The 18,941-nt window shown below is 65.2% G+C and carries 14 protein-coding genes and 1 pseudogene; 5 read left to right on the top strand and 10 right to left on the bottom strand.

What is annotated here, in order from left to right; translation table 11 throughout:
- Nucleotides 1-58 precede the first annotated feature (58 nt).
- Nucleotides 59-1,283, bottom strand: a pseudogene (locus BJA_RS30215) (phenylacetate--CoA ligase family protein).
- Between the two features lie 86 nt (nt 1,284-1,369).
- Between BJA_RS30215 and BJA_RS30210 the strand changes: the two are divergent.
- On the top strand, nt 1,370-2,524 hold the full coding sequence (locus tag BJA_RS30210) for an AGE family epimerase/isomerase (RefSeq protein ID WP_038967027.1): 1,155 nt from the start codon (nt 1,370-1,372) through the stop codon (nt 2,522-2,524).
- A 65-nt stretch (nt 2,525-2,589) separates the two neighbouring features.
- Here the strand turns inward: BJA_RS30210 and BJA_RS30205 are convergent, their stop codons facing one another.
- The 6 genes from BJA_RS30205 to BJA_RS30180 all read right to left on the bottom strand — a co-directional run bounded on the left by BJA_RS30205 (nt 2,590) and on the right by BJA_RS30180 (nt 9,710).
- A complete protein-coding gene (locus tag BJA_RS30205) occupies nt 2,590-3,429 on the bottom strand; it encodes an ABC transporter ATP-binding protein (protein ID WP_038967028.1) in 840 nt (279 codons plus the stop codon).
- A gap of 151 nt (nt 3,430-3,580) precedes the next feature.
- Entirely contained in the window at nt 3,581-4,864 is a 1,284-nt protein-coding gene (locus BJA_RS30200) for an ABC transporter substrate-binding protein (protein ID WP_011088707.1), read from the bottom strand.
- A 47-nt stretch (nt 4,865-4,911) separates the two neighbouring features.
- Nucleotides 4,912-5,985, bottom strand: coding sequence for a branched-chain amino acid ABC transporter permease (locus tag BJA_RS30195; RefSeq protein WP_011088706.1), 1,074 nt, complete (start codon nt 5,983-5,985; stop codon nt 4,912-4,914).
- A gap of 3 nt (nt 5,986-5,988) precedes the next feature.
- Nucleotides 5,989-6,882 (bottom strand): branched-chain amino acid ABC transporter permease, encoded by an 894-nt coding sequence (locus BJA_RS30190; protein WP_011088705.1) that lies wholly within the window; start codon nt 6,880-6,882, stop codon nt 5,989-5,991.
- A 78-nt stretch (nt 6,883-6,960) separates the two neighbouring features.
- Nucleotides 6,961-8,892: a long-chain fatty acid--CoA ligase gene (locus BJA_RS30185; protein ID WP_011088704.1), complete on the bottom strand. Its 1,932-nt coding sequence runs from the start codon at nt 8,890-8,892 to the stop codon at nt 6,961-6,963.
- Entirely contained in the window at nt 8,889-9,710 is an 822-nt protein-coding gene (locus tag BJA_RS30180; RefSeq protein ID WP_011088703.1) for an ABC transporter ATP-binding protein, read from the bottom strand. Before BJA_RS30180 ends, BJA_RS30185 begins: the two co-directional genes overlap by 4 nt.
- Before the next feature lie 337 nt (nt 9,711-10,047).
- On the opposite strand from BJA_RS30180, the gene BJA_RS30175 reads away from it, so the two are divergent.
- Nucleotides 10,048-10,722 (top strand): Crp/Fnr family transcriptional regulator, encoded by a 675-nt coding sequence (locus tag BJA_RS30175; RefSeq protein ID WP_011088702.1) that lies wholly within the window; start codon nt 10,048-10,050, stop codon nt 10,720-10,722.
- Nucleotides 10,723-10,731: 9 nt separating this feature from the next.
- On the opposite strand, the gene BJA_RS30170 is transcribed toward BJA_RS30175, so the two are convergent.
- Nucleotides 10,732-11,982 carry an MFS transporter gene (locus tag BJA_RS30170; RefSeq protein WP_038967030.1) on the bottom strand — a complete coding sequence of 417 codons (1,251 nt, stop codon included), beginning with the start codon at nt 11,980-11,982 and terminating at the stop codon, nt 10,732-10,734.
- A gap of 505 nt (nt 11,983-12,487) precedes the next feature.
- Here BJA_RS30170 and BJA_RS30165 point away from each other — a divergent pair.
- Nucleotides 12,488-15,808, top strand: coding sequence for an adenylate/guanylate cyclase domain-containing protein (locus tag BJA_RS30165; protein WP_011088699.1), 3,321 nt, complete (start codon nt 12,488-12,490; stop codon nt 15,806-15,808).
- Between the two features lie 21 nt (nt 15,809-15,829).
- Nucleotides 15,830-16,510: a redoxin domain-containing protein gene (locus tag BJA_RS30160; RefSeq protein WP_011088698.1), complete on the top strand. Its 681-nt coding sequence runs from the start codon at nt 15,830-15,832 to the stop codon at nt 16,508-16,510.
- Between the two features lie 17 nt (nt 16,511-16,527).
- On the opposite strand, the gene BJA_RS30155 is transcribed toward BJA_RS30160, so the two are convergent.
- Entirely contained in the window at nt 16,528-17,367 is an 840-nt protein-coding gene (locus BJA_RS30155; RefSeq protein ID WP_011088697.1) for a uroporphyrinogen-III synthase, read from the bottom strand.
- Nucleotides 17,368-17,526: 159 nt separating this feature from the next.
- On the opposite strand from BJA_RS30155, the gene purU reads away from it, so the two are divergent.
- A complete protein-coding gene (purU, locus tag BJA_RS30150; protein WP_011088696.1) occupies nt 17,527-18,390 on the top strand; it encodes a formyltetrahydrofolate deformylase in 864 nt (287 codons plus the stop codon).
- A 161-nt stretch (nt 18,391-18,551) separates the two neighbouring features.
- On the opposite strand, the gene BJA_RS30145 is transcribed toward purU, so the two are convergent.
- Nucleotides 18,552-18,836, bottom strand: a complete 285-nt coding sequence (locus BJA_RS30145; RefSeq protein WP_038967031.1) for a hypothetical protein — start codon at nt 18,834-18,836, stop codon at nt 18,552-18,554.
- Nucleotides 18,837-18,941 lie beyond the last annotated feature (105 nt).

Here is an 18,941-nt window from a genome sequence, read left to right as displayed (position 1 = left end):
CCGGGGGAGAATCGCCAATGATGTGCGATTTTGCATCGCCGTCGAAGGCGGGCTTGGGTTACCGCTCGTCCGCGATCACCTTGCCGTCGTTCGGCAGCGTGCCGGGGCCGACCAGCTCGACCGCGCCACCGAGCTTTGTCACCATCCGCAGCGTGCCCGCGATCTCCTCGCGCAGAGCCTCGCTTGCTGCCGCCGTTTCCGCCTTCAGCGTCATCGCATCGGTCTCGCCCTGGCGCGTGACGACGAGACGCAGGCGGCCGAGTGCGGAATGCCGCTTGCTGATCTCGGCGACCTGCTCGGGACGGACGAACATGCCCTTGACCTTGGTGGTCTGGTCTGCGCGGCCCATCCAGCCCTTGATCCGCATGTTGGTGCGACCGCATCTGCTCGGGGCCCGGCAGCGCCGCGGTGAGGTCGCCGAGTGCGAGGCGGATCCAGGGATGGTGCGGGTCGAGTGAGGTGACGACGATCTCGCCGACATCGCCTTCCGCAACGGGATCGCCGGTGCCGGGCTTGACGATCTCCATGATCAGGCCTTCGTTCACGACCATGCCCTCGCGCGCCTCCGTCTCGAAGGCGATGAGGCCGAGATCGGCGGTGCCGAAGGCCTGGTAGGCGTCGATGCCGCGCGCCTTGATCTCGGCCTGGAGCGAGGGCGGGAAGGCCGCACCCGAGACCAGCGCGCGCTTGATCGAGGAGACGTCGCGGCCCGCGGTCGCCGCTGCATCGAGCAGGATCTTCAGGAAGTCGGGCGTGCCGCTATAGCCGACCGGCCGGTAGGCCTCGATCAGCTCGAATTGCTGCTCGGTATTGCCGGGCCCGGCCGGGATCACCGCGCAGCCGAGCGCGCGCGCCGAAGCATCGAAGATGAAGCCGCCGGGGGTGAGGTGGTAGCTGAAGGTGTTGAGCACGATGTCATCGGGCCGGAACCCAGCCGCGAACAGCGCCCGTGCGCCGCGCCAGGGATCGGCCTGCCGGCCCTCCGGCTCGAAGATCGGGCCCGGGGAGGTGAAGAGCCGGGCGAACGAGCCCGGTGCCGCCGCCACGAAGCCGCCGAAGGGCGCGGAGGCCTTGTGCAGGGCCGGCAGTTCCGACTTGCGCAGCACCGGCAGGCGCGCCAGCGCCGCGCGCGTGGTCACCGTGGCCGGATCCACGCCTTTGAGCCGCTCGGCATAGGCGGGCGCCGTTATCGCGTTGCGCAGCACGCCCGGCAGGCGCGAAAACAGCTCGGCCTCGCGCGCGGCTTGCTCGCGCGTCTCGAGGGCGTCGTAATGGGCGGTCATGGCTGATCTTTCCGGGTTGGCATCCGTTGCACGCCGCCGCTGGCATGGGTATCAGACGGCCATTGTCGGGACGTGGAGAGCGCGAGATGGCGGACGAACTGATCAAGGCGGCGGAGGAGACGGCTGGTGTCGTCGCGCGCCTGAAGCGCCGCATGATCGACGACGCGATGCCGCTGTGGTCGACCGTCGGCTGGGACCCTGTCGCGGGCGGCTTCATCGACCGGCTGCACCGCGACGGCACGGCGGATGCCGCCGCGCCGCGGCGCGTGTTCGTGCAGGCCCGCCAGATCTACTGCTACGCCAAGGCGGCACAGATGGGCTGGTATCCCGAGGGGCGCGCCATCGCGCTGAAGGGGCTGGAGCACCTGCTGGCACGCGCGAAGGCGCCCGACGGCCGGCCCGGCTATGTGCACCGGCTGACGCCGGAGGGCGCGGTGATGGATGGTCGGCGTGACGCCTACGACCACGCCTTCATTCTGTTTGCACTTGCGACCGTCTATGCGCTCGACAAGGACGCGCAGGTTCGCGCCGAGATCGATGCGCTGCTCGCCTTCCTCGACGGCCACCTGCGCTCGCCGCATGGCGGCGTCCACGAGGGGCTGCCGGTCTCGCTGCCGCGACGGCAGAACCCGCACATGCACCTGTTCGAGGCGATGATCGCGTGCTTCGACGCGACCCACGATCTGTCGTTCCAGAATCGCGCCGGCGAGTTCTTCGCGCTGTTCCTCGCCAACCTCTACGACAAGCAGAAGCACGTGTTGTCGGAGTATTTCGAGGAGGACTGGTCGAAGATCGAGCCGGTCAGCGTCGAGCCTGGCCATCAGGCGGAGTGGGTCTGGCTGCTGAAGGGATTTGAGCGCATCACGGGCTGCCCGACCGGGCAGCGGCGTGCGGAACTGCTGGCGACCGCTCTGCGCTATCGCGACGAGGCGACGGGCTGCCTGATCGACGAGGGTGATGCCACCGGCAACATCCGCCGCAGCACGCGCCGGCTGTGGCCGCAGACCGAGATCGCGAAGGCGTGGATTGCACAGGCCGAGTCCGGCGAGGCGGGCGCGGCGGATGAGGCGCGCGCGGCCCTGGTGCGGCTCGAGCGGCATTATCTCAGCCATCCCGTGCGGGGCGGCTGGTACGACCAGTTCGATCGCGACGGCAAATCGCTGGTCGACACCATTCCTGCGTCGTCGTTCTATCATGTTCTCTGCGCAGTCACGGAAGCGGAGCAGGTGTTGGACGGTTAGAGTTCTTTTGTTTTGACGCGTTTTCTTCACTCGAACCGGTTCCCACTTCGCTTGAAAACGCTTTGTCAAAGCCAGCGCTTGCGCCGCTTGAAGCTCTTGAGGTTCTTGAAGCTCTTGCGCTGGTCGCCGGCGCCGCCGAGGTAGAATTCCTTGACGTCCTCGTTGTCGCGCAATTCGTCCGCGGTGCCGTCGAGCACGACCTTGCCCTGCTCCATGATGTAGCCGTGGCTCGCCACCGACAGCGCGGCGCGCGCGTTCTGCTCGACCAGCAGGATGGTGACGCCGAGGTCGCGGTTGATCTTCTGGATGATGGAAAACACCTCCTTCACCAGCAGCGGCGACAGGCCCATCGACGGTTCGTCCATCAGGATCATCTTGGGGCGTGCCATCAGCGCGCGGCCGATCGCGAGCATCTGCTGCTCGCCGCCGGAGAGATAGCCGGCAAGGCCGGTGCGCTCCTTCAGGCGCGGGAAATAGTTGAAGACCATGTCGATGTCGGCATCGACCTCGCGGTCCCTGCGGGTGAAGGCGCCGAGCTTGAGGTTCTCCAGCGACGTCATGTCGGCGATGATGCGGCGGCCCTCCATCACCTGGAAGACGCCGCGGCGGACGATCTTGTCGGGGTCGATGCCGTTGATCCGCTCGCCCTCGAACAGGATCTCGCCGCGCGTGACCTCGCCGTCCTCGGTCTTGAGCAGCCCCGAGATCGCCTTCAGCGTCGTCGACTTGCCGGCGCCATTGGCCCCGAGCAGCGCCACGATCGCGCCCTTGGGCACGTCGAGGCTGAGGCCGCGCAGCACCAGGATGACGTCGTCATAGACGACCTCGATATTACGCACGCCGAGAAGGGGTGGCGCGGGCACTATACTGGGCGAGGGACGAGTGGCTTCGTGAATTTCGGTCATTAGGTGTGCCGCCAATTTGGTGCGCTCGTCATGCCCGGGCTTGTCCCGGGCATCCACGTTCTTCGTGCCGAGTGGTCAGACGTGGATGGCCGGGACGTCTGCGCGAAGACGCGCTTCGCGCTTTTCCCGGCCATGACGTCCGAGATCGAAATCACCACCCCAGCAATTCCGCCTTGCGCGGCAGTTCGACGGTCTTGACCTTCTCGAGCTTGATCGTGCCCTTGGCCATGAGGTCGTTGAGGTCGCCGTCGGTCGCACCCGCGATCTTGGTGCGATAGAGGTCGACCTTCAGCGTGCCGCGGTGGTCCTTGTCGGTCCAGGTCGAGGGATTGCAGACGCCGTCCATTCCGGCCGGCACCCAGTCCTTCTTCTGGTAGAAGCCCTTGGCGACGTTCTCGCCGGTCGCTCCGCCGTTCTTGGCAGCCCAGTCGAGCGCCTCCCTCATGTAGAGCGCCGAGCAGACCGCCGCGACGTAATGCACGGGCCGGTAGACCTTGCCGGTGGGGTCGGATATCTTGGAGATCTCCATCACCGTCTTCATGCCGGGCGCATCGCCGCCCCAGCTCACCGCGGTGCGCAGCGGGAAGATCACGCCGTTGGCGGCGTCTCCGGCGGTCTTGGCGGCGTTCTCGTCCATGCCCCAGACATTGCCGAGGAACTGAATCTCGACGCCGGCCGTCTTGCAAGCCTTCAGGACGGAGATGTTGGAAGCCGCGGTGTTGCCGAGATAGGCGTAGTTGGCACCGGAGGATTTCAGGCTCAGGCACTGCGCGCTGTAGTCACCCGGTGTGAGCGCGAACACCAGCGGCGGCAGCGCCTCGAAGCCGAGCTCCTGCGCCATGGCTTCGCCTGCGGCCTTCGGCGCGTTCGGATAAGGATGGTTGGCGCCCATGTGCACGAATTTCGGCTTGCCGGGCTTGCCCTTGGCCTTCCAGTCCTCGGCCGCCCACATCAGCATCGCGCGCAGCGAGTCCGAATAGCTTGGGCCGTAGAAGAAATTGTAAGGAGCGGGTTTGGCCTTGCCGCTGACGCCTTCGGGATCGGTCAGCGCGGCGGCATAGGAGCCGGAGAGATCGGGGATCTTGTCCTGGGCGAGGAAGCCGGTCAGCGCCTCGGTGTCGGCGGTGCCCCAGCCCATGATCGCTGCGACCTTGCTGTCCGGAGCCGACCATTTCTTGTAGAGCGCGATCGCGCGCGGCACCTGGTAGCCGTAGTCGTTGGTGTCGACGTTGAGCTGCTTGCCGCCGACGCCGCCGTTCTTGTTGACCCAGGCGAAGGTGTCGGCGACCGCCTGGCCGTAGGGCGTGCCGACGTCGGAGGTGCCGCCGGAATAGTCGGCGAGATGCCCGATCGCGATCTGGGCCTGCGCGCTCGCCGAGAATGCGGCGATCACCAGCGCGAGCGATGCAGTGCTCAAAAGGGATTTTGTCTTCATTGGTTGCCTCCTCCTGTTTTATTCGTTGGTTAGCAAGTTGCCCGTTTTCAATGCGAGAACGGGTAGAGTTTCCAGTACGCCTTGATCTGCCGCCAGCGATGCGCGAGCCCGTCAGGCTCGAACATCAGGAACGCGATGATGATCACGCCGATCGCGATCTCGCGCAGGAAGGTGATGTTGTTGTTGAGCGAAAGCGCCTTGTCGATCGCGCCGCCCTTCAAATAGATGCTGAGGAACTCCATCGACTCCGGCAGCAGCACCACGAAGGCGGTGCCCATCAGCGTGCCCATGATCGAACCCGTGCCGCCGATGATGATCATCGCCAGGAACAGGATCGAGCGCTCGATGCCGAAACCTTCCTGGGAGACCACGAGCTGGTAGTGCGCATAGAGCGCGCCGGCGATGCCGGCGAAGAAGGCGGCGAGGCCGAACGACAGCGTGCGGTATTTGGTGAGGTTGATGCCCATGATCTCGGCGGAGAGGTAATGGTCGCGGATCGCCACCAGCGCGCGGCCGTCGCGCGTGCGCATCAGATTGGTGACGAGGATGTAGCTCGCCAGCACATAGGCCAGCACGACGTAGAAATACTGCTTGTCGCCGCGCAAGGTGAAGCCGAAGATCGAGAACGGATTGGCGCTGGCCGGCACCGAGCCGCCGGTGAACCACTCGGCGCGCGAGAAGAAGTCGAGCAGGATATATTGCGCGGCGAGCGTCGCGATGACGAGGTAAAGGCCCTTCAGCCGCGCCGCCGGAATGCCGAAGACCAGCCCGACCAGCGCGGTGACGACGCCTGCGAGCGGGATCGCGAAGAACACCGGGATCGGCGCATTGTTGGAGATGTAGGCCGAGGTGAAGGCGCCGAGCAGGAAGAAGGCGGCATGCCCGATCGAGATCTGGCCGGTGAAGCCGACCAGGATGTTCAACCCGAGCGCCGCGATCGAGAAGATGCCGATCTGGATCAGAATGCTGAGCCAGTAGCCGCCGAGGAATTGCGGCACGAGGCAGAGCAGCAGCACGCCTACGATCGCAAAATTGCGGCTGGTCGCCGTCGGGAAGATCGTGGTGTCGGCCGCATAGGAGGTGCGGAAATCACCAGCAGGGATGAGGGCAGGGCCGGCCATGGGTCAGATCCGCTCGATGTCGTGGGTGCCGAACAAGCCGTAGGGCTTGATCATCAGCACGATGATGAGGACGTAGAACGGCGCGATCTCGTAGAGATTGCCCCAGTGCAGATACTCGCTGTCGACATATTGCGCGACGTTCTCGAGCAAGCCGATGATGATGCCGCCGAGCACGGCGCCGCCGACGGAATCGAGCCCGCCGAGGATCGCCGCCGGAAACACCTTGATGCCGTAGGCGGCGAGGCCCGAGGACACCCCGTTCACCACGGCGACCACGACTCCGGCGACCGCTGACACCGTTGCCGAGATCGCCCAGGCCATCGCGAACACGCTTTTCACGGAAATGCCGAGCGACTGCGCGACCTGCTGGTTGAACGCGGTGGCGCGCATCGCAAGGCCGTATTTGGATGCGCGGAAGAACCAGGCCATGCCGATCATCATGGCGACCGAGACCACCAGGCTCATGACATAGACGGTCTGGATCTGAAGCCCGAACAAGCTGACGGACTGGCTCTCGAACACGCGCGGGAACGGCTGCGGGTTGACGCCGAACATCCATTTCAGCGTGGCCTGGAGCACCGTCGAGAGGCCGATCGTTACCATGATTACCGAGATGATGGGCTCGCCGATCATCGGCCGCAGGATCAGGACCTGGATGGCGATGCCGAACACGAACATGAACACCAGCGTCATCGGCATGCCGATCCAGAACGGCACCTGGTATTTCGCAAGCAGGGCCCAGCACACCCAGGCACCGACCAGCAGCAGCTCGCCTTGCGCGAAATTGACGACCTGCGTCGCCTTGTAGATCAGCACGAACGACATCGCGACCACGCCATAGAGCGTGCCGACCACGAGGCCGTTGACCAGGAGCTGGATGAGGAAGGCGGTGTTCATGTTATGCTATCCTTCGCCTCTCCCGCTTGCGCAGGGAGGGGGGATCGATTGCTGGTGCGGTCTGCATTGGAAGCGACATCACTCCGCCGCCTCCGCCAATTGCCCGGGTCGGCCCAGATCCACCACCCGCAGCGTGGTGCGCACCCTCTGCGTGGTGCCGTCCTGGAAGCGGATCACGGCGTCGACGGGGATGTCGGCATCGCCGCGGTAGATCGCGTCGATGATGCCGGCGTATTTCTCGTTGATGACGCTGCGGCGAACCTTTCGCGTGCGGGTGAGCTCGCCGTCGTCGGCATCGAGCTCCTTGTAGAGCAGCAGGAAGCGCGAGATGCGCTGCGCCGGCGGCAGCGTGGCGTTGACGGTCTCGACCTCCTTCTGGAGCAGCGTGTAAACCTCGGGCCGCGAGGCGAGGTCGCTGTAGGTCGTGAAGGAGAGGCGGTTCTTCTCCGCCCATTTCGAGATGATGGAGTAGCGGATGCAGATCATCGCCGCGAGCGCGTCGCGGCCCGCGCCGAGCACCACGGCTTCGGCGATATAGGGCGAGAATTTCAGCTTGTTCTCGATGAATTGCGGCGAGAAGCGCTCGCCGCGCGAGGTCTCGGCGAGATCCTTGATGCGGTCGATGACGACGAGCTGCCGGTTGGCGTTGAAATAGCCGGCATCGCCCGACAGCATCCAGCCGTCCTTGACGTCGGCAACGCTTGCCTCCGGGTTCTTGTAATAGCCGAGGAACATGTTGGGATGCCGCACCACGATCTCGCCGACGCCGTGGACGTCGGCATTGTCGATGCGGATCTCGACGCTGTCGGCCATCGGCACGCCCGTGGTGTCAGGATCGACCTTGCCCTCGGGATGCAGCGTGTAGGCTCCCAACAGCTCGGTCTGGCCGTAGAGCGTGCGCAGCGGCACGCCCATCGCCTGGAAGAACTTGAAGGTATCGGGCCCGAGCGCCGCACCGCCGGTCGCAGCCGAGCGCAGGCGGGTGAAGCCGAGCCGGTCGCGCAGCGCGCGAAACAGGATGGCGTCGGCAAAACCCGAGCGCTTGCCGTCTGCAAGCGCGGCCAGGCCCGACTTCATCCCGATATCGAACAGGCGCTGCTTGAAGGGCGTGGCGTCCATCACCTTGGCGCGAACGTCGGCGGCGATCGATTCCCAGACGCGCGGGGCGAACAGCACGAAGGTCGGGGCGATCTCGCGCAGATCGTTCATCATCGTGTCGGGCTCTTCGACGAAGTTGATCTTCATCCGGCACAAGAGGCCTTTGCCGAGCACATAGACCTGCTCCATGATCCACGGCAGCGGCAGCACCGAGACGTATTCGTCGTCGGGTCCCTTCGGATCGAAGGCCAGATAGGTCGCGCAATGGCCGAGCACGCGGCCGGCGGCGAGCATTGCGAGTTTTGGATGCGAGGTGGTGCCTGACGTGGTGCAGAGGATCGCGACATCCTCGCCCTTGGTCGCGTCGACGAGCTTGTCGTAAAGCCCAGGCTCGCGCGCAGCGCGGGCGCGGCCGAGCTCGGCGAATTTCTCCGCCGACAGCAGCCTGGGGTCGTCATATTTCCGCATGCCGCGCGGGTCGGAATAGATGATGTGCTTCAGCCGCGGCACGCGGTCGGCGAGGGTGAGCAACTTGTCGACCTGCTCCTCATCCTCGGCGAAGACCAGCTGCGCCTCGCCGTAATTGAGGAGATAGGAGGCCTCTTCGTCCAGCACGTCGCGGTAGAGCCCGAGGCTCAGGCCGCCGATCGCGTGGGTGGCGATTTCCGCGGCGACCCAGTCCGGCCGGTTGTCGCCGATGATGCCGATGACGTCGTTGTGGCCAAGGCCGAGCTCGACGAGGCCGAGCGCGAAATCGCGCACGCGCGTCTGGTAGTCGTTCCAGGTGAAGACACGCCACAGCCCGAGATCCTTTTCGCGCAGCGCAATCTCGTGGCCATGCTCCCTGGCGTTGAGCCGGAGCATTTTGGGATAGGTATCGGCCTGCGCGACGCGGCCTGCATAATCCATCATGCCGCGCTCTCCTGCGCCGGCGGCGCATCGTCCGGATCGACCAGCACCTCGTCCTCCTCGCCGAGATAGGCGCGCCTGACGTGGGGATCGGCGAGCACCGCACCCGGATCGCCCTCGGCGATCTTGCGGCCGAAATCCAGCACCATGACGCGGTGGGAGATGTCCATCACCACGCCCATGTCGTGCTCGATCATCACCACCGTCATCCCGAATTCCTCGTTGAGATCGACGATGTAGCGGGCCATGTCCTCTTTCTCCTCGAAGTTCATGCCGGCCATCGGCTCGTCGAGGAGGATGAGGCGCGGCTCCAGCGCCATGGCGCGGGCGAGCTCGACGCGCTTGCGCAGGCCATAGGAGAGGGTGCCGGCTTGCGCTTTCCGCACCGACTGGAGGTCGAGGAAGTCGATGATCTCCTCGACCTTGCGGCGATGCGCGAGCTCTTCCTTGCGCGCGCCGGTGAGCCAGTAGAGCGAGCCCGTGAGGAAATTGTTCTTCAACAGGTGATGGCGGCCGACCATGATGTTGTCGAGCACGCTCATGTGGTGGAACAGGGCTAGGTTCTGGAAGGTGCGGCCGATGCCGAGTGAGGCGCGGGCGTTCGGCGTCAGGCCGGTGATGTCGCGGCCCTGATAGAACAGCTGGCCCTCGGTCGGCTTGTAGCGGCCGGAAATACAGTTCACGATCGAGGTCTTGCCGGCCCCGTTGGGGCCGATGATCGAGAACAGCTCGCCCTCCTTGATGGCGAAGCCGACATCGGTCAGCGCACGGACGCCGCCGAACCGCAAGGACACGCCGCGCACTTCAAGACTGGTAGCCACCAAACAAGTCCCTCCCCGGTGATGGCGCTTTCTTTGGCGCTCTTCGTCGGTTCCTGTCGGGCGATCCTAGTACGGTCGTGCCGGCCAGACCATGCAGCTATTGGTCTCGACCGGACCCGCGAGGCTCTCGCTCCCGTTAGGGATCAAAAGCCGCATCGCCCGAGGTGGCCCTCAATAGGGGAAAGGGCTATTTTGAAATGTCTCCGGCCTGACAATTCTGCGACAAAGTTTTTCAGGCGAGGCGGCCTTCATCTTTCGTCGGATGGCGGTCGATGCGGTCGTGTTGCGGTGCAACAGAAGGGCGGAGTGAAGAAACGGTGCGGCTGGCTTCGGGATCATGATTTCAGAGGATCAACTGAAGCGCATCGCCGCTTGGTCGCGCGAGCTCACGCAAGCTGAGATCGAGGTCGCTCGCGCCGGAATCACGGAGCGGTCCTACGGCATCGGCGAGGCTGTGTTCATGCGCGGCGACACGTTCGGCTATTGGGCCGGCATGGTCTTTGGCCTTGCCCGGATGGGCGGGGTGTCGCGCGACGGCAAGGAGGCGAGCCTTGCCGGGCTGACCGCGGGGGCCTGGTTCGGCGAGGGCAGCGTGCTCAAGAACGAACCGCGCCGCTACGACGTGGTCGCGCTGCGCAACAGCCGTGTCGCGCTGATGGAGCGCAGCGCCTTCATGTGGCTGTTCGAGAACAGCGTCGGCTTCAACCGCTTCCTGGTCCGCCAGCTCAACGAGCGGCTCGGCCAGTTCATCGGCATGCTCGAGGTCAACCGTACGCTCGATGCGACCTCGCGCCTCGCGCGCGGCATCGCCTCGTTGTTCAACCCGATCCTCTATCCGGAATCGACCGCGCATCTGGAGATCACCCAGGAGGAGATCGGGGCGCTCTCCGGCATGTCCCGCCAGAACGCCAATCGCGCGCTGAACCGGCTGGAGAAGGAGGGCCTGCTGCGACTCGAATATGGCGGCGTCACCATCCTCGATATCGAGCGGCTGCGCGGGTACGGGGACTAGGGCGCCCCGTCATCGCGCATTGGCGGGGGCGTGCAGGGGCCAGAGGTCCGCGCGCCAGCGCACCGCGATCGCCGCCATCGCGATGAACCCCGAGACGGCATAGAGCGAGCCCGTCGCGGAATAGCCGATGAGGTCGATCAGGCTGCCGGCCGCGAGCAATCCGAGCGGCAAGCCGTAGATCACCATCATGCGGACGCCCATGACACGGCCGCGCAGATGCGCGCTCGCCGTGCGCATCAGGATCACGGCGGCCGATATCATCGACATGCTCTGGGCGATGCCAGCGAGAGCGAGGCAGGCCATGGCCACCGGCATGGTCCTGATTTCGACGAACACCAGCAGCATGGCGTACCAGGCCAGCGTCGCGCCGATCAGAAGCCGGGCAATGCGCAGGCCGCCGACCAGGCTGAGCGTGATGGAGCCGATCAGCGAGCCGACGGCGAAGCTGGCCGAGAGATAGCCGAGCCCGGTCTGGTCGGTGTGAAAGATTTCGCGCGCGATGTAGGGCAGCAATCCGCCCGTGAAGGGAAATGCGGTGAGATTGGCGAGGAAGGCGACACACAGCGCGGCGCCCATTCCGGGGCCATTCCAGGCGCAGACAATCCCTTCCTTCAGCTCGTCGAGCAGTTTTGAAACGGCGCGGCTGTTCGCCGGCAGGTCCATCGTGGCAACGGTCCTTTCCGGTCGGGTCAGGCAGGACATGAGAATCGCGGCCACGAGGTAGAGGCTGGCGACTGCCGCATACACCAACCCAATGCCGAGCACGGCGAAGAGGCCGGCGCCTGTCAGCGCTCCGGCAATGCGGGCGCTGTCCTGGGTCGTCCGTGACAGGCCGATCGCGCCCACCAGCTGCTTGGCCGGCATGATGTCGGCGAGCAGCGCGCTGCGAATGCCGAGATCGGAGGAGCGGATCAGGCCCATGATTGCAACGATGATCATGACGTTGAGTGGCGCCAGACGGCCGGTCAGTGCCAGCACCATGATGGTCGAGGCGAGCGCCGTATAGGTGAGGCGCAGCACGACAAGGAGATCGCGATGACCCATGCGGTCGCCGATCATCCCGAGCACCGGTGCGACCAGCGTTCCCACATATTGCAGCGAGGCGAGAATGGTCAGCAGCAGCACCGATCCGGTCTCGACCAGGATGTACCAGCCGAGCACCAGCGTTTCGATCTCGAAGGCCCAGGAGGTGAGCAGGTCGGACGGCCACTGGAAGCGATAGTTGCGGATGCGGAATGGCGCGAGCGCGGATGTGCTCAAGATGCAATGACGGGTTTCACGGCGATTCCCTGCCCTTATTCTTGTTCTTTCTAATCCGGCAACGTAGCGCTGACACTGCTCGTGTCAATCAGCGCTGCCGCATACCAACCCGCTCGAACGCCACAAGGTTTGCCGCGCGGCTTCTGGGGGCGGTGTTTCTCGTGAGCGTCGTCGTGTCGCCTTCCCAGGCGGGTCCGCAGGACATGCTCGCCTTGATGCAGCGCACTACGTCGCTCGCGAAGGAGACCCGCTATGGCGAGGCGGTGTGGCTTGCGCGAAAGCTCGTCGGAGATGCCGAGATAAGTGCGGGCGACGATCGCCGGGGGTGTCTATCCTCAGCACCGAAAGACGGTCCGGTTGCGGGGAGGGGTGAGGCCGCGCACGCGGCCGTTAACCGACCACCGCTTGCTCTTCCCGTGCGACGAGCCCATGCTTGCCCGGTTCCTGGGCCCGTCCGGCAGGTCCAGGAGATTGCACCATCGCGGCTTCCGCGAGGTCTTGACCCATGAACTGCTCTTGCTGTGGTTTAGAGGTCCAGAGCGGCTTTGCCTTCTGCCCGAAGTGCGGCACGAAGCAACCGAACGCGTGCCCTGGCTGCGGCTTTCCATGCGCGCCGGATTTCGCCTATTGCCCGAAATGCGGCGCCTTCGTCGCTGAGGTCCCCACAGGCGGGCAGGCATCGGCGCGGACGAGCCCGACGACGCCCCCGATCCGGTCCTCCTCTCCGCCGCTCGCGCCAGCGGAGGAGGCTCAAGCCGCATTTCGACCTCAGTTGGACAAGATCGACAGCGAGGCGAACCGCCGCACCATCACCGTGCTGTTTGCCGACCTCAGCGGCTTCACTGCGATGAGCGAGCGGCTCGACCCCGAGGTCATGCAGACGCTTCAAAACGGGTTGTTCGAGGAGTTGACGGCCGCGGTGCAAAGCTTTGGCGGCTTCGTGGACAAATTCATCGGCGATGCGCTGCTTGCTCTGTTTGGTGCGCCGGCGGCGCACGAGGACGACCCAGAGCGGGCGGTGCGCGCTGCTCTCGACATGATCGACCGGACGGCGCGCCTCAGCGAACGCGCGAAGGCGTATGCAGGTTCACCGCTGCTGCTCCATGTCGGCATCAACACCGGGCACGTCGTCGCGGGCGGGCTCGGTGCGGGCGTTGCCAAATCCTATTCGGTGACCGGCGACACGGTGAATACCGCCCAGCGACTACAATCGATGGCGGCTCCGGGCGAGGTACTGGTCGGGCCGTTGACCCACCGTCTGACGCGGCATGCGTTCTCCTATGACTCGCTTGGCGAGGTCTCGCTCAAGGGCAAGATGGGCAGCGTACTGGTCCACCGTCTGAATGAGCCGCTCGACACGCCCCGTGCCGCGCGAGGTCTCGACACGCTGGGCCTCAATGCGCCGTTGATCGGGCGCGACGCCGAGCTTGCGCGCATGATCGGCAGCCTTGATCTCGCGTGCGGCGGCGCGGCTCAACTGGTGCGGCTGGTCGGTGAGGCCGGCATCGGGAAAACGCGCCTGGTCAGGGAGTTCGTCGCCCGCATCCGCGATCAGGATCGATTCGCAGGCGTGGCGATCCGGCAGGCGGCGTGCTCGCCGCTCGGCGAACAGTCCTACGGCACACTCGCCGCCGTGCTGCGCAGCGCCTATGGCATCGCGCAGAAGGCGGGCGCCACAGAGGCGGAGGCGAAGGTCGCCGAAGCGCTATCGGAGCTGGGCCTCGCGACCGACGAGGCCGACCGCCTGATGCCCCTCTATCTGCACGTACTCGGCCTCGGCGACCCCAACGCCGTGCTCAGGCACGTCGAACCCGAACAGCTCCGCCGGCAGATATTCTTCGCGATTCGTACCGTCTTCGAACGCCGCCTGGCACTGTCGCCACTGCTGATCATCGTCGAGGATCTGCATTGGGCCGATGCGGTGTCGCTTGAAGCGTTGCGCTTCCTGATGGACCGACTGGAGCGGACGCGGCTGATGCTGTTGTTTACGCATCGGCCGATGCTGGAACTGGACCTGTTCGGTTCCAGCAGGATCAGTCACGCAACCCTCCGGCTGCCCCCGCTTGGCGACGCCGACGGACAAAGGCTGCTCGCGGCCTATTTCAGTCACGGTTGGCGTGAACCACCGGGACGTCTGTTCAGTCGAATCCTCGATCGCGCCGGCGGCAATCCGCTTTTCCTCGAGGAGATCATACGCGGCCTGATCGAAGCCGGCACCCTGGAGCGCGACGGCGTGCAGTGGCGGATGACGTCGGATGAAGCCGCCGCCGATATTCCGGCAAGCATTCAGGCGTTGTTGCTGGCGCGTCTCGACCGGTTGCCGCATCAGGTGCGCCGCCTGGCACAGGAGGCCGCAGTGATCGGCCCGCGTTTTGATGCGGCTGCTCTCGGTGCGGCGGCAACCGAGCCGGCAAGGGTCGAAGCAGGGCTCGAACTTCTGTGCGACGCGGAAATCGTCGAGGAGATCGCGGGCTCGAATTCGATTTCGCTGCGGACCTACCGCTTCACGCAAACCATGCTTCAGGACGTGATCTATCAAAACCTGCTTCTGCAGCGCCGGATCGAGCTTCATGGACGGATTGGTGGGGCGCTCGAGAGGCTGTATGGCCATGAGCCCGAGCGCCTCGAAGATCTGATACTGCTCGGACATCACTTCAGTCTGAGCGCGAGCAAGCCGAAAGGCGCGCGCTATCTGCGCGCGGCCGGCGATCGCGCACGCGCCAGCTATGCCAATGACGATGCCATCCGTCTCTACCAACAGGCCCTCGCCGTGCTGTTGGCCGGCGGCGAACGGGAGCCGGAACGTCTGGTCCTGTACGAGCGGATCGCGGACCTCTGTGGCGCGGCTGGCCGCCGGAACACGGCCGAGGAGCACTATCAGAGCGCGTTGGAGGGGCACCGCGCCCTACAGGACCGGATCAGCGAAGCGCGAATTCTTCGCAAGCTTGGCCGATTGCTGTGGGACGCCGGCAAGCGGATCAAGGCAGAGACGCATTACGCCGAGGCGGCCAACCTGCTTGGAGGGATCGACGCGCCCATCGAGTGGGCGCATCTCTTGCAGGAGCGCGGCCGTCTCGCGTTTCGGACGGGCGATCACGTGGCCGCCGCAAGATGGGCAGACGAGGCGCTCGGCTATGCACGGTCCGTACCGGCGGACGCGGACAAGCAGGGAGGGCTCGAGGCGGCACGTGCCATTGCGGAGGCCCTCAACACCAAGGGGGTGGCGCTGGCGCGGCTTGGACGACACGAGGAGGCGGTGCGCGAGGTGGAGCAGAGTGTTGCAGCCGCCGAAACAGCCGGCCTCCTCAACGTAGCCTGCCGCGGCTATACCAATCTCGGTGTGCTCTACACGATTATCGACCCGGCGAAAGCCGTGGAGGTCTGCCGGCGTGGACTCGATGTCGCGCGTCGGATCGGGGATCTCGGCTTCCAGGCGCGTCTTCTTGCCAATTTTGCCGTTGCCTGTTGCACCTTCACGGACAGATGTACCGAAGAAGGGGTGCCGGCTGCCGAAAAGGCGATCGAAATCGACCGCGCGCTCGATCAGCGCGAGCATCTCGCCGTGCCCTTGATCGTGCTCGGGCAAATCCATCAATGCCATTTCCGCCCCGATCTGGCCGCCCTCTGCTACAACGAGGCAATCGAGGTGGCGAACGAAACCGGCGAACCGCAGCAGCTTTTTCCATGCTATGATGGTCTCGCCACGCTGAGCCTTGATCGAGGCGACATGCCCGAGGCCGACCGATATTTCGCGCTGGCCCATGATGTCTGCGCCCGCCACGGGCTTGATCCCGCCGGGCTGATCGTACTGCCGTTTCTCGACTAGGTCATAAGAAGGAGTTCAACCATGTCAGAACTTCATGTCGACGGACCGCTTCAACCGGGCGATCGCGCACCGAACATCGTGCTGGACGCCATCACACGCGATGGAACGATCGCGCTCCAGGATTTTCGTGGGCATAGCCCGATATTGATCGGCTTGTTTCGAGGGCTGCACTGCCCGTTCTGTCGGCGCCATATCGCGGCACAGGCGCAACTTGGCGCAGCGCTGCGCGACAAGGGCGTCGAAAGTCTCACGGTCGTGAATACGCCCATCGAACGCGCGCGGCTCTACTTCCGCTATCATCCCTTGCCCGATCTGCTCGCCGCGTCCGACCCCGAGCGGGTCTCGCACCGCGCGTTCGGCCTGCCCAATCTCGAGTTTACGGACCACGAGACCGAGTGGCCGCGCAAGGTGGGTATGGACGTCGTCATGAGCATGCAGGTCGATATGCCCGGCGAAACGCCGGGGCCGATGAATCGGCTGGCGGCTGCCGAATACCTCAACAACAAGGACGGCTACGAGATGATGGAGGCCGATCAGCGCATGGCGGCAACCGGCCAGGGCCAGCTGTTCGGCCAGTTCCTGCTCGATCGCGAGGGGATTGTGCGCTGGACCTTTACCGAGGTTCCTGAAGGCGGCCAGCGCATGTTCGGGGCTCCGAGCCCCCAGGAGTTGATGTCGGCCGCCTCACAGGTGGCAAGCTAGGCATCGTCGCCTGGTGATTAACCGGCCACCTTCGGCCGTTTCTCGGCGAGCGCTGCGGCCATCGCCGAAATCAGCGGCCGCATGAAATACGCATCTTCCGCCGGTGCGATGTCCGTGCGCAGGCCATGCGCGGCGAGCTCCCCCGACACCGCAGGGCCCACCGACGCAATCAGCGTCCGCTCCAACCCTGCGCGCAACTTCGCTTCGCTGCCATGTGCCTTTGCGGCTTCGATCAGGCGGCGGACCTGGCCGAGATTGGTCAGCGCGATGGAATCGATCCGTCCCTCCGCCATGTCGTCGATGGCGGCGACGATGTTGGCATCCGCCGCCTTTGAATCGTAGACATAGGGCAGCACGGTATCGACCTCGGCGCCTTGCGCCGAGAGTGCGCCGGTCAGGGTGCTGTGGTCCTTGTCCGGATAAAGCTGGAGGCCGAGGCGCCGCCCCTTCAGGTCGAGCTTGCCCAGCATCTCGATCACGCCCTCGGTGGTCGGCTTCTCCGTGGTCTGCTGCGCCTCGAGCGAGATCTCGCGCAGCGCCTTGCCGGGCTTCGGCCCGCGGGTGAATTTTCGCGATTTGGCGAGGGCCGCGACCAGAGCCTGGTCGAGACCACGGGTCCGCGCGAGCTTCATGATCCGCCGCAGGCCTTCGCCGGTCATCAGCACGAGATCGTCAAACGGCCTGTCGATGGCGCGGCGGATCCAGGCCTCGACCGGGGCCGGGTCCGGCGCATCGTGGATGGTGAACATCGGGCACTGCACGACATCGGCGCCTTGCTCGGCGAGGAGCTTTGAGAACTGCGCCTCCTCGCGCGTTTCCAGGATCAGGATGCGGTAGCCGTTCAAGCGGTCGGCCATGGGCGTGCTCCGGTACAAATCGCAATGGTCCGTTCATCCTGACTCTGCACTTTATGTAGAAGCAAGTCTTGGGATTGGCGCAAGGGCGGGGTCGGTGATAGAGCAGGGCGCAAATCGCGAGTTGTTCCGCATCATTTGCCCAAACCTTCATCAAGAGCCATGCCCGATCACCAATATGTCCTGACCCTGTCCTGTCCGGATCGCCCCGGCATCGTCTCGGCGGTGTCGACCTTCCTGGCCCATAACGGACAGAACATTCTCGACGCCCAGCAGTTCGACGACGTCGAGACCAAGAAGTTCTTCATGCGGGTGGTGTTCACCGCGGCCGATCTCGCCGTGGAGCTCACCGCGCTCCAGACCGGCTTTGCCGCGATCGCGGAGCGCTTCGGCATGGAGTGGCAGATGCGCGACCGCGCCGCGCATCGCAAGGTGATGCTGCTGGTGTCGAAGTCCGACCATTGCCTGGTCGACATCCTCTATCGCTGGCGCACCGGCGAATTGCCGATGGTCCCGACTGCGATCGTCTCCAACCATCCGCGCGAGGTCTATGCCGGGCTCGATTTCGGCGGCATCCCGTTCCATCATCTGCCTGTGACCAAGGAGAGCAAGCGCGAGCAGGAGGCGCAGATCCTCGATCTGGTCGCCAAGACCGGAACTGATCTCGTCGTGCTCGCGCGCTACATGCAGATCCTGTCGGACGATCTGTCGGCCAAACTGTCGGGGCGCTGCATCAACATCCACCACTCGTTCCTGCCCGGCTTCAAGGGCGCAAAACCCTATCACCAGGCCCATGAGCGCGGCGTGAAGCTGATCGGCGCCACCGCGCATTACGTCACGCGCGATCTCGACGAGGGCCCGATCATCGACCAGGACGTCGAGCGCATCAGCCACCGCGACACGCCCGAAGATCTCGTCCGCAAGGGCCGCGACATCGAGCGCCGCGTGCTGGCGCGCGCGATCCGCTACCATCTCGACGACCGCGTGATCCCCAACGGCCGCAAGACCGTGGTGTTTATGGATTGATGTTGTTTCACCTCTCCCCGCTTGCGGGGAGAGGTCGGATTGCATCGAAGATGCAGCCCGGGTGAGGGGGACTCTCCGCGACTCCAGCTGTCACCGTCCCCGTGGAGACTCCCCCTCACCCCAACCCTCTCCCCGCAAGCGAGGCGAGGGAGCGCACCGACCTAGCGCACCGCGCCGCTCGACGGAGTGCCCGTCGCGCTCTTCTGCGCCTGCTCTTCCTTCTCGCGATCGGCCGCCGGCAGCAGCCGCTTGCGCTCGCGCTCCTTCATGTAGGCGTCGTATTGCGGCGTGCCTGCCCGCGGCGGGGCGTCGGCCGGCAGGCCTCCGGCCCATTGCGGGACGTAATCGCCGACGCCGGCCGACAGCTTCTCATTGACCGTGCCGCAGCCGGACAGCCCCACGGCAAGCGCGAGGAGGGGCAGGAGGGAGCGGAAAGGCTTGGGCATTGTGGGGGCGCGCTGGTTCGGTCTGGTTGGACGCCGGGTCAGGCTGGCGCCGCGAGAGTAGCCTTCAACAAGGTAAAATAGACTTATTCGAGGTAGGTAATAAGT

The organism is Bradyrhizobium diazoefficiens USDA 110, assembly GCF_000011365.1.
GTDB lineage: Bacteria > Pseudomonadota > Alphaproteobacteria > Rhizobiales > Xanthobacteraceae > Bradyrhizobium > Bradyrhizobium diazoefficiens.
This window is presented reverse-complemented; position numbering and strand designations above follow the sequence as displayed.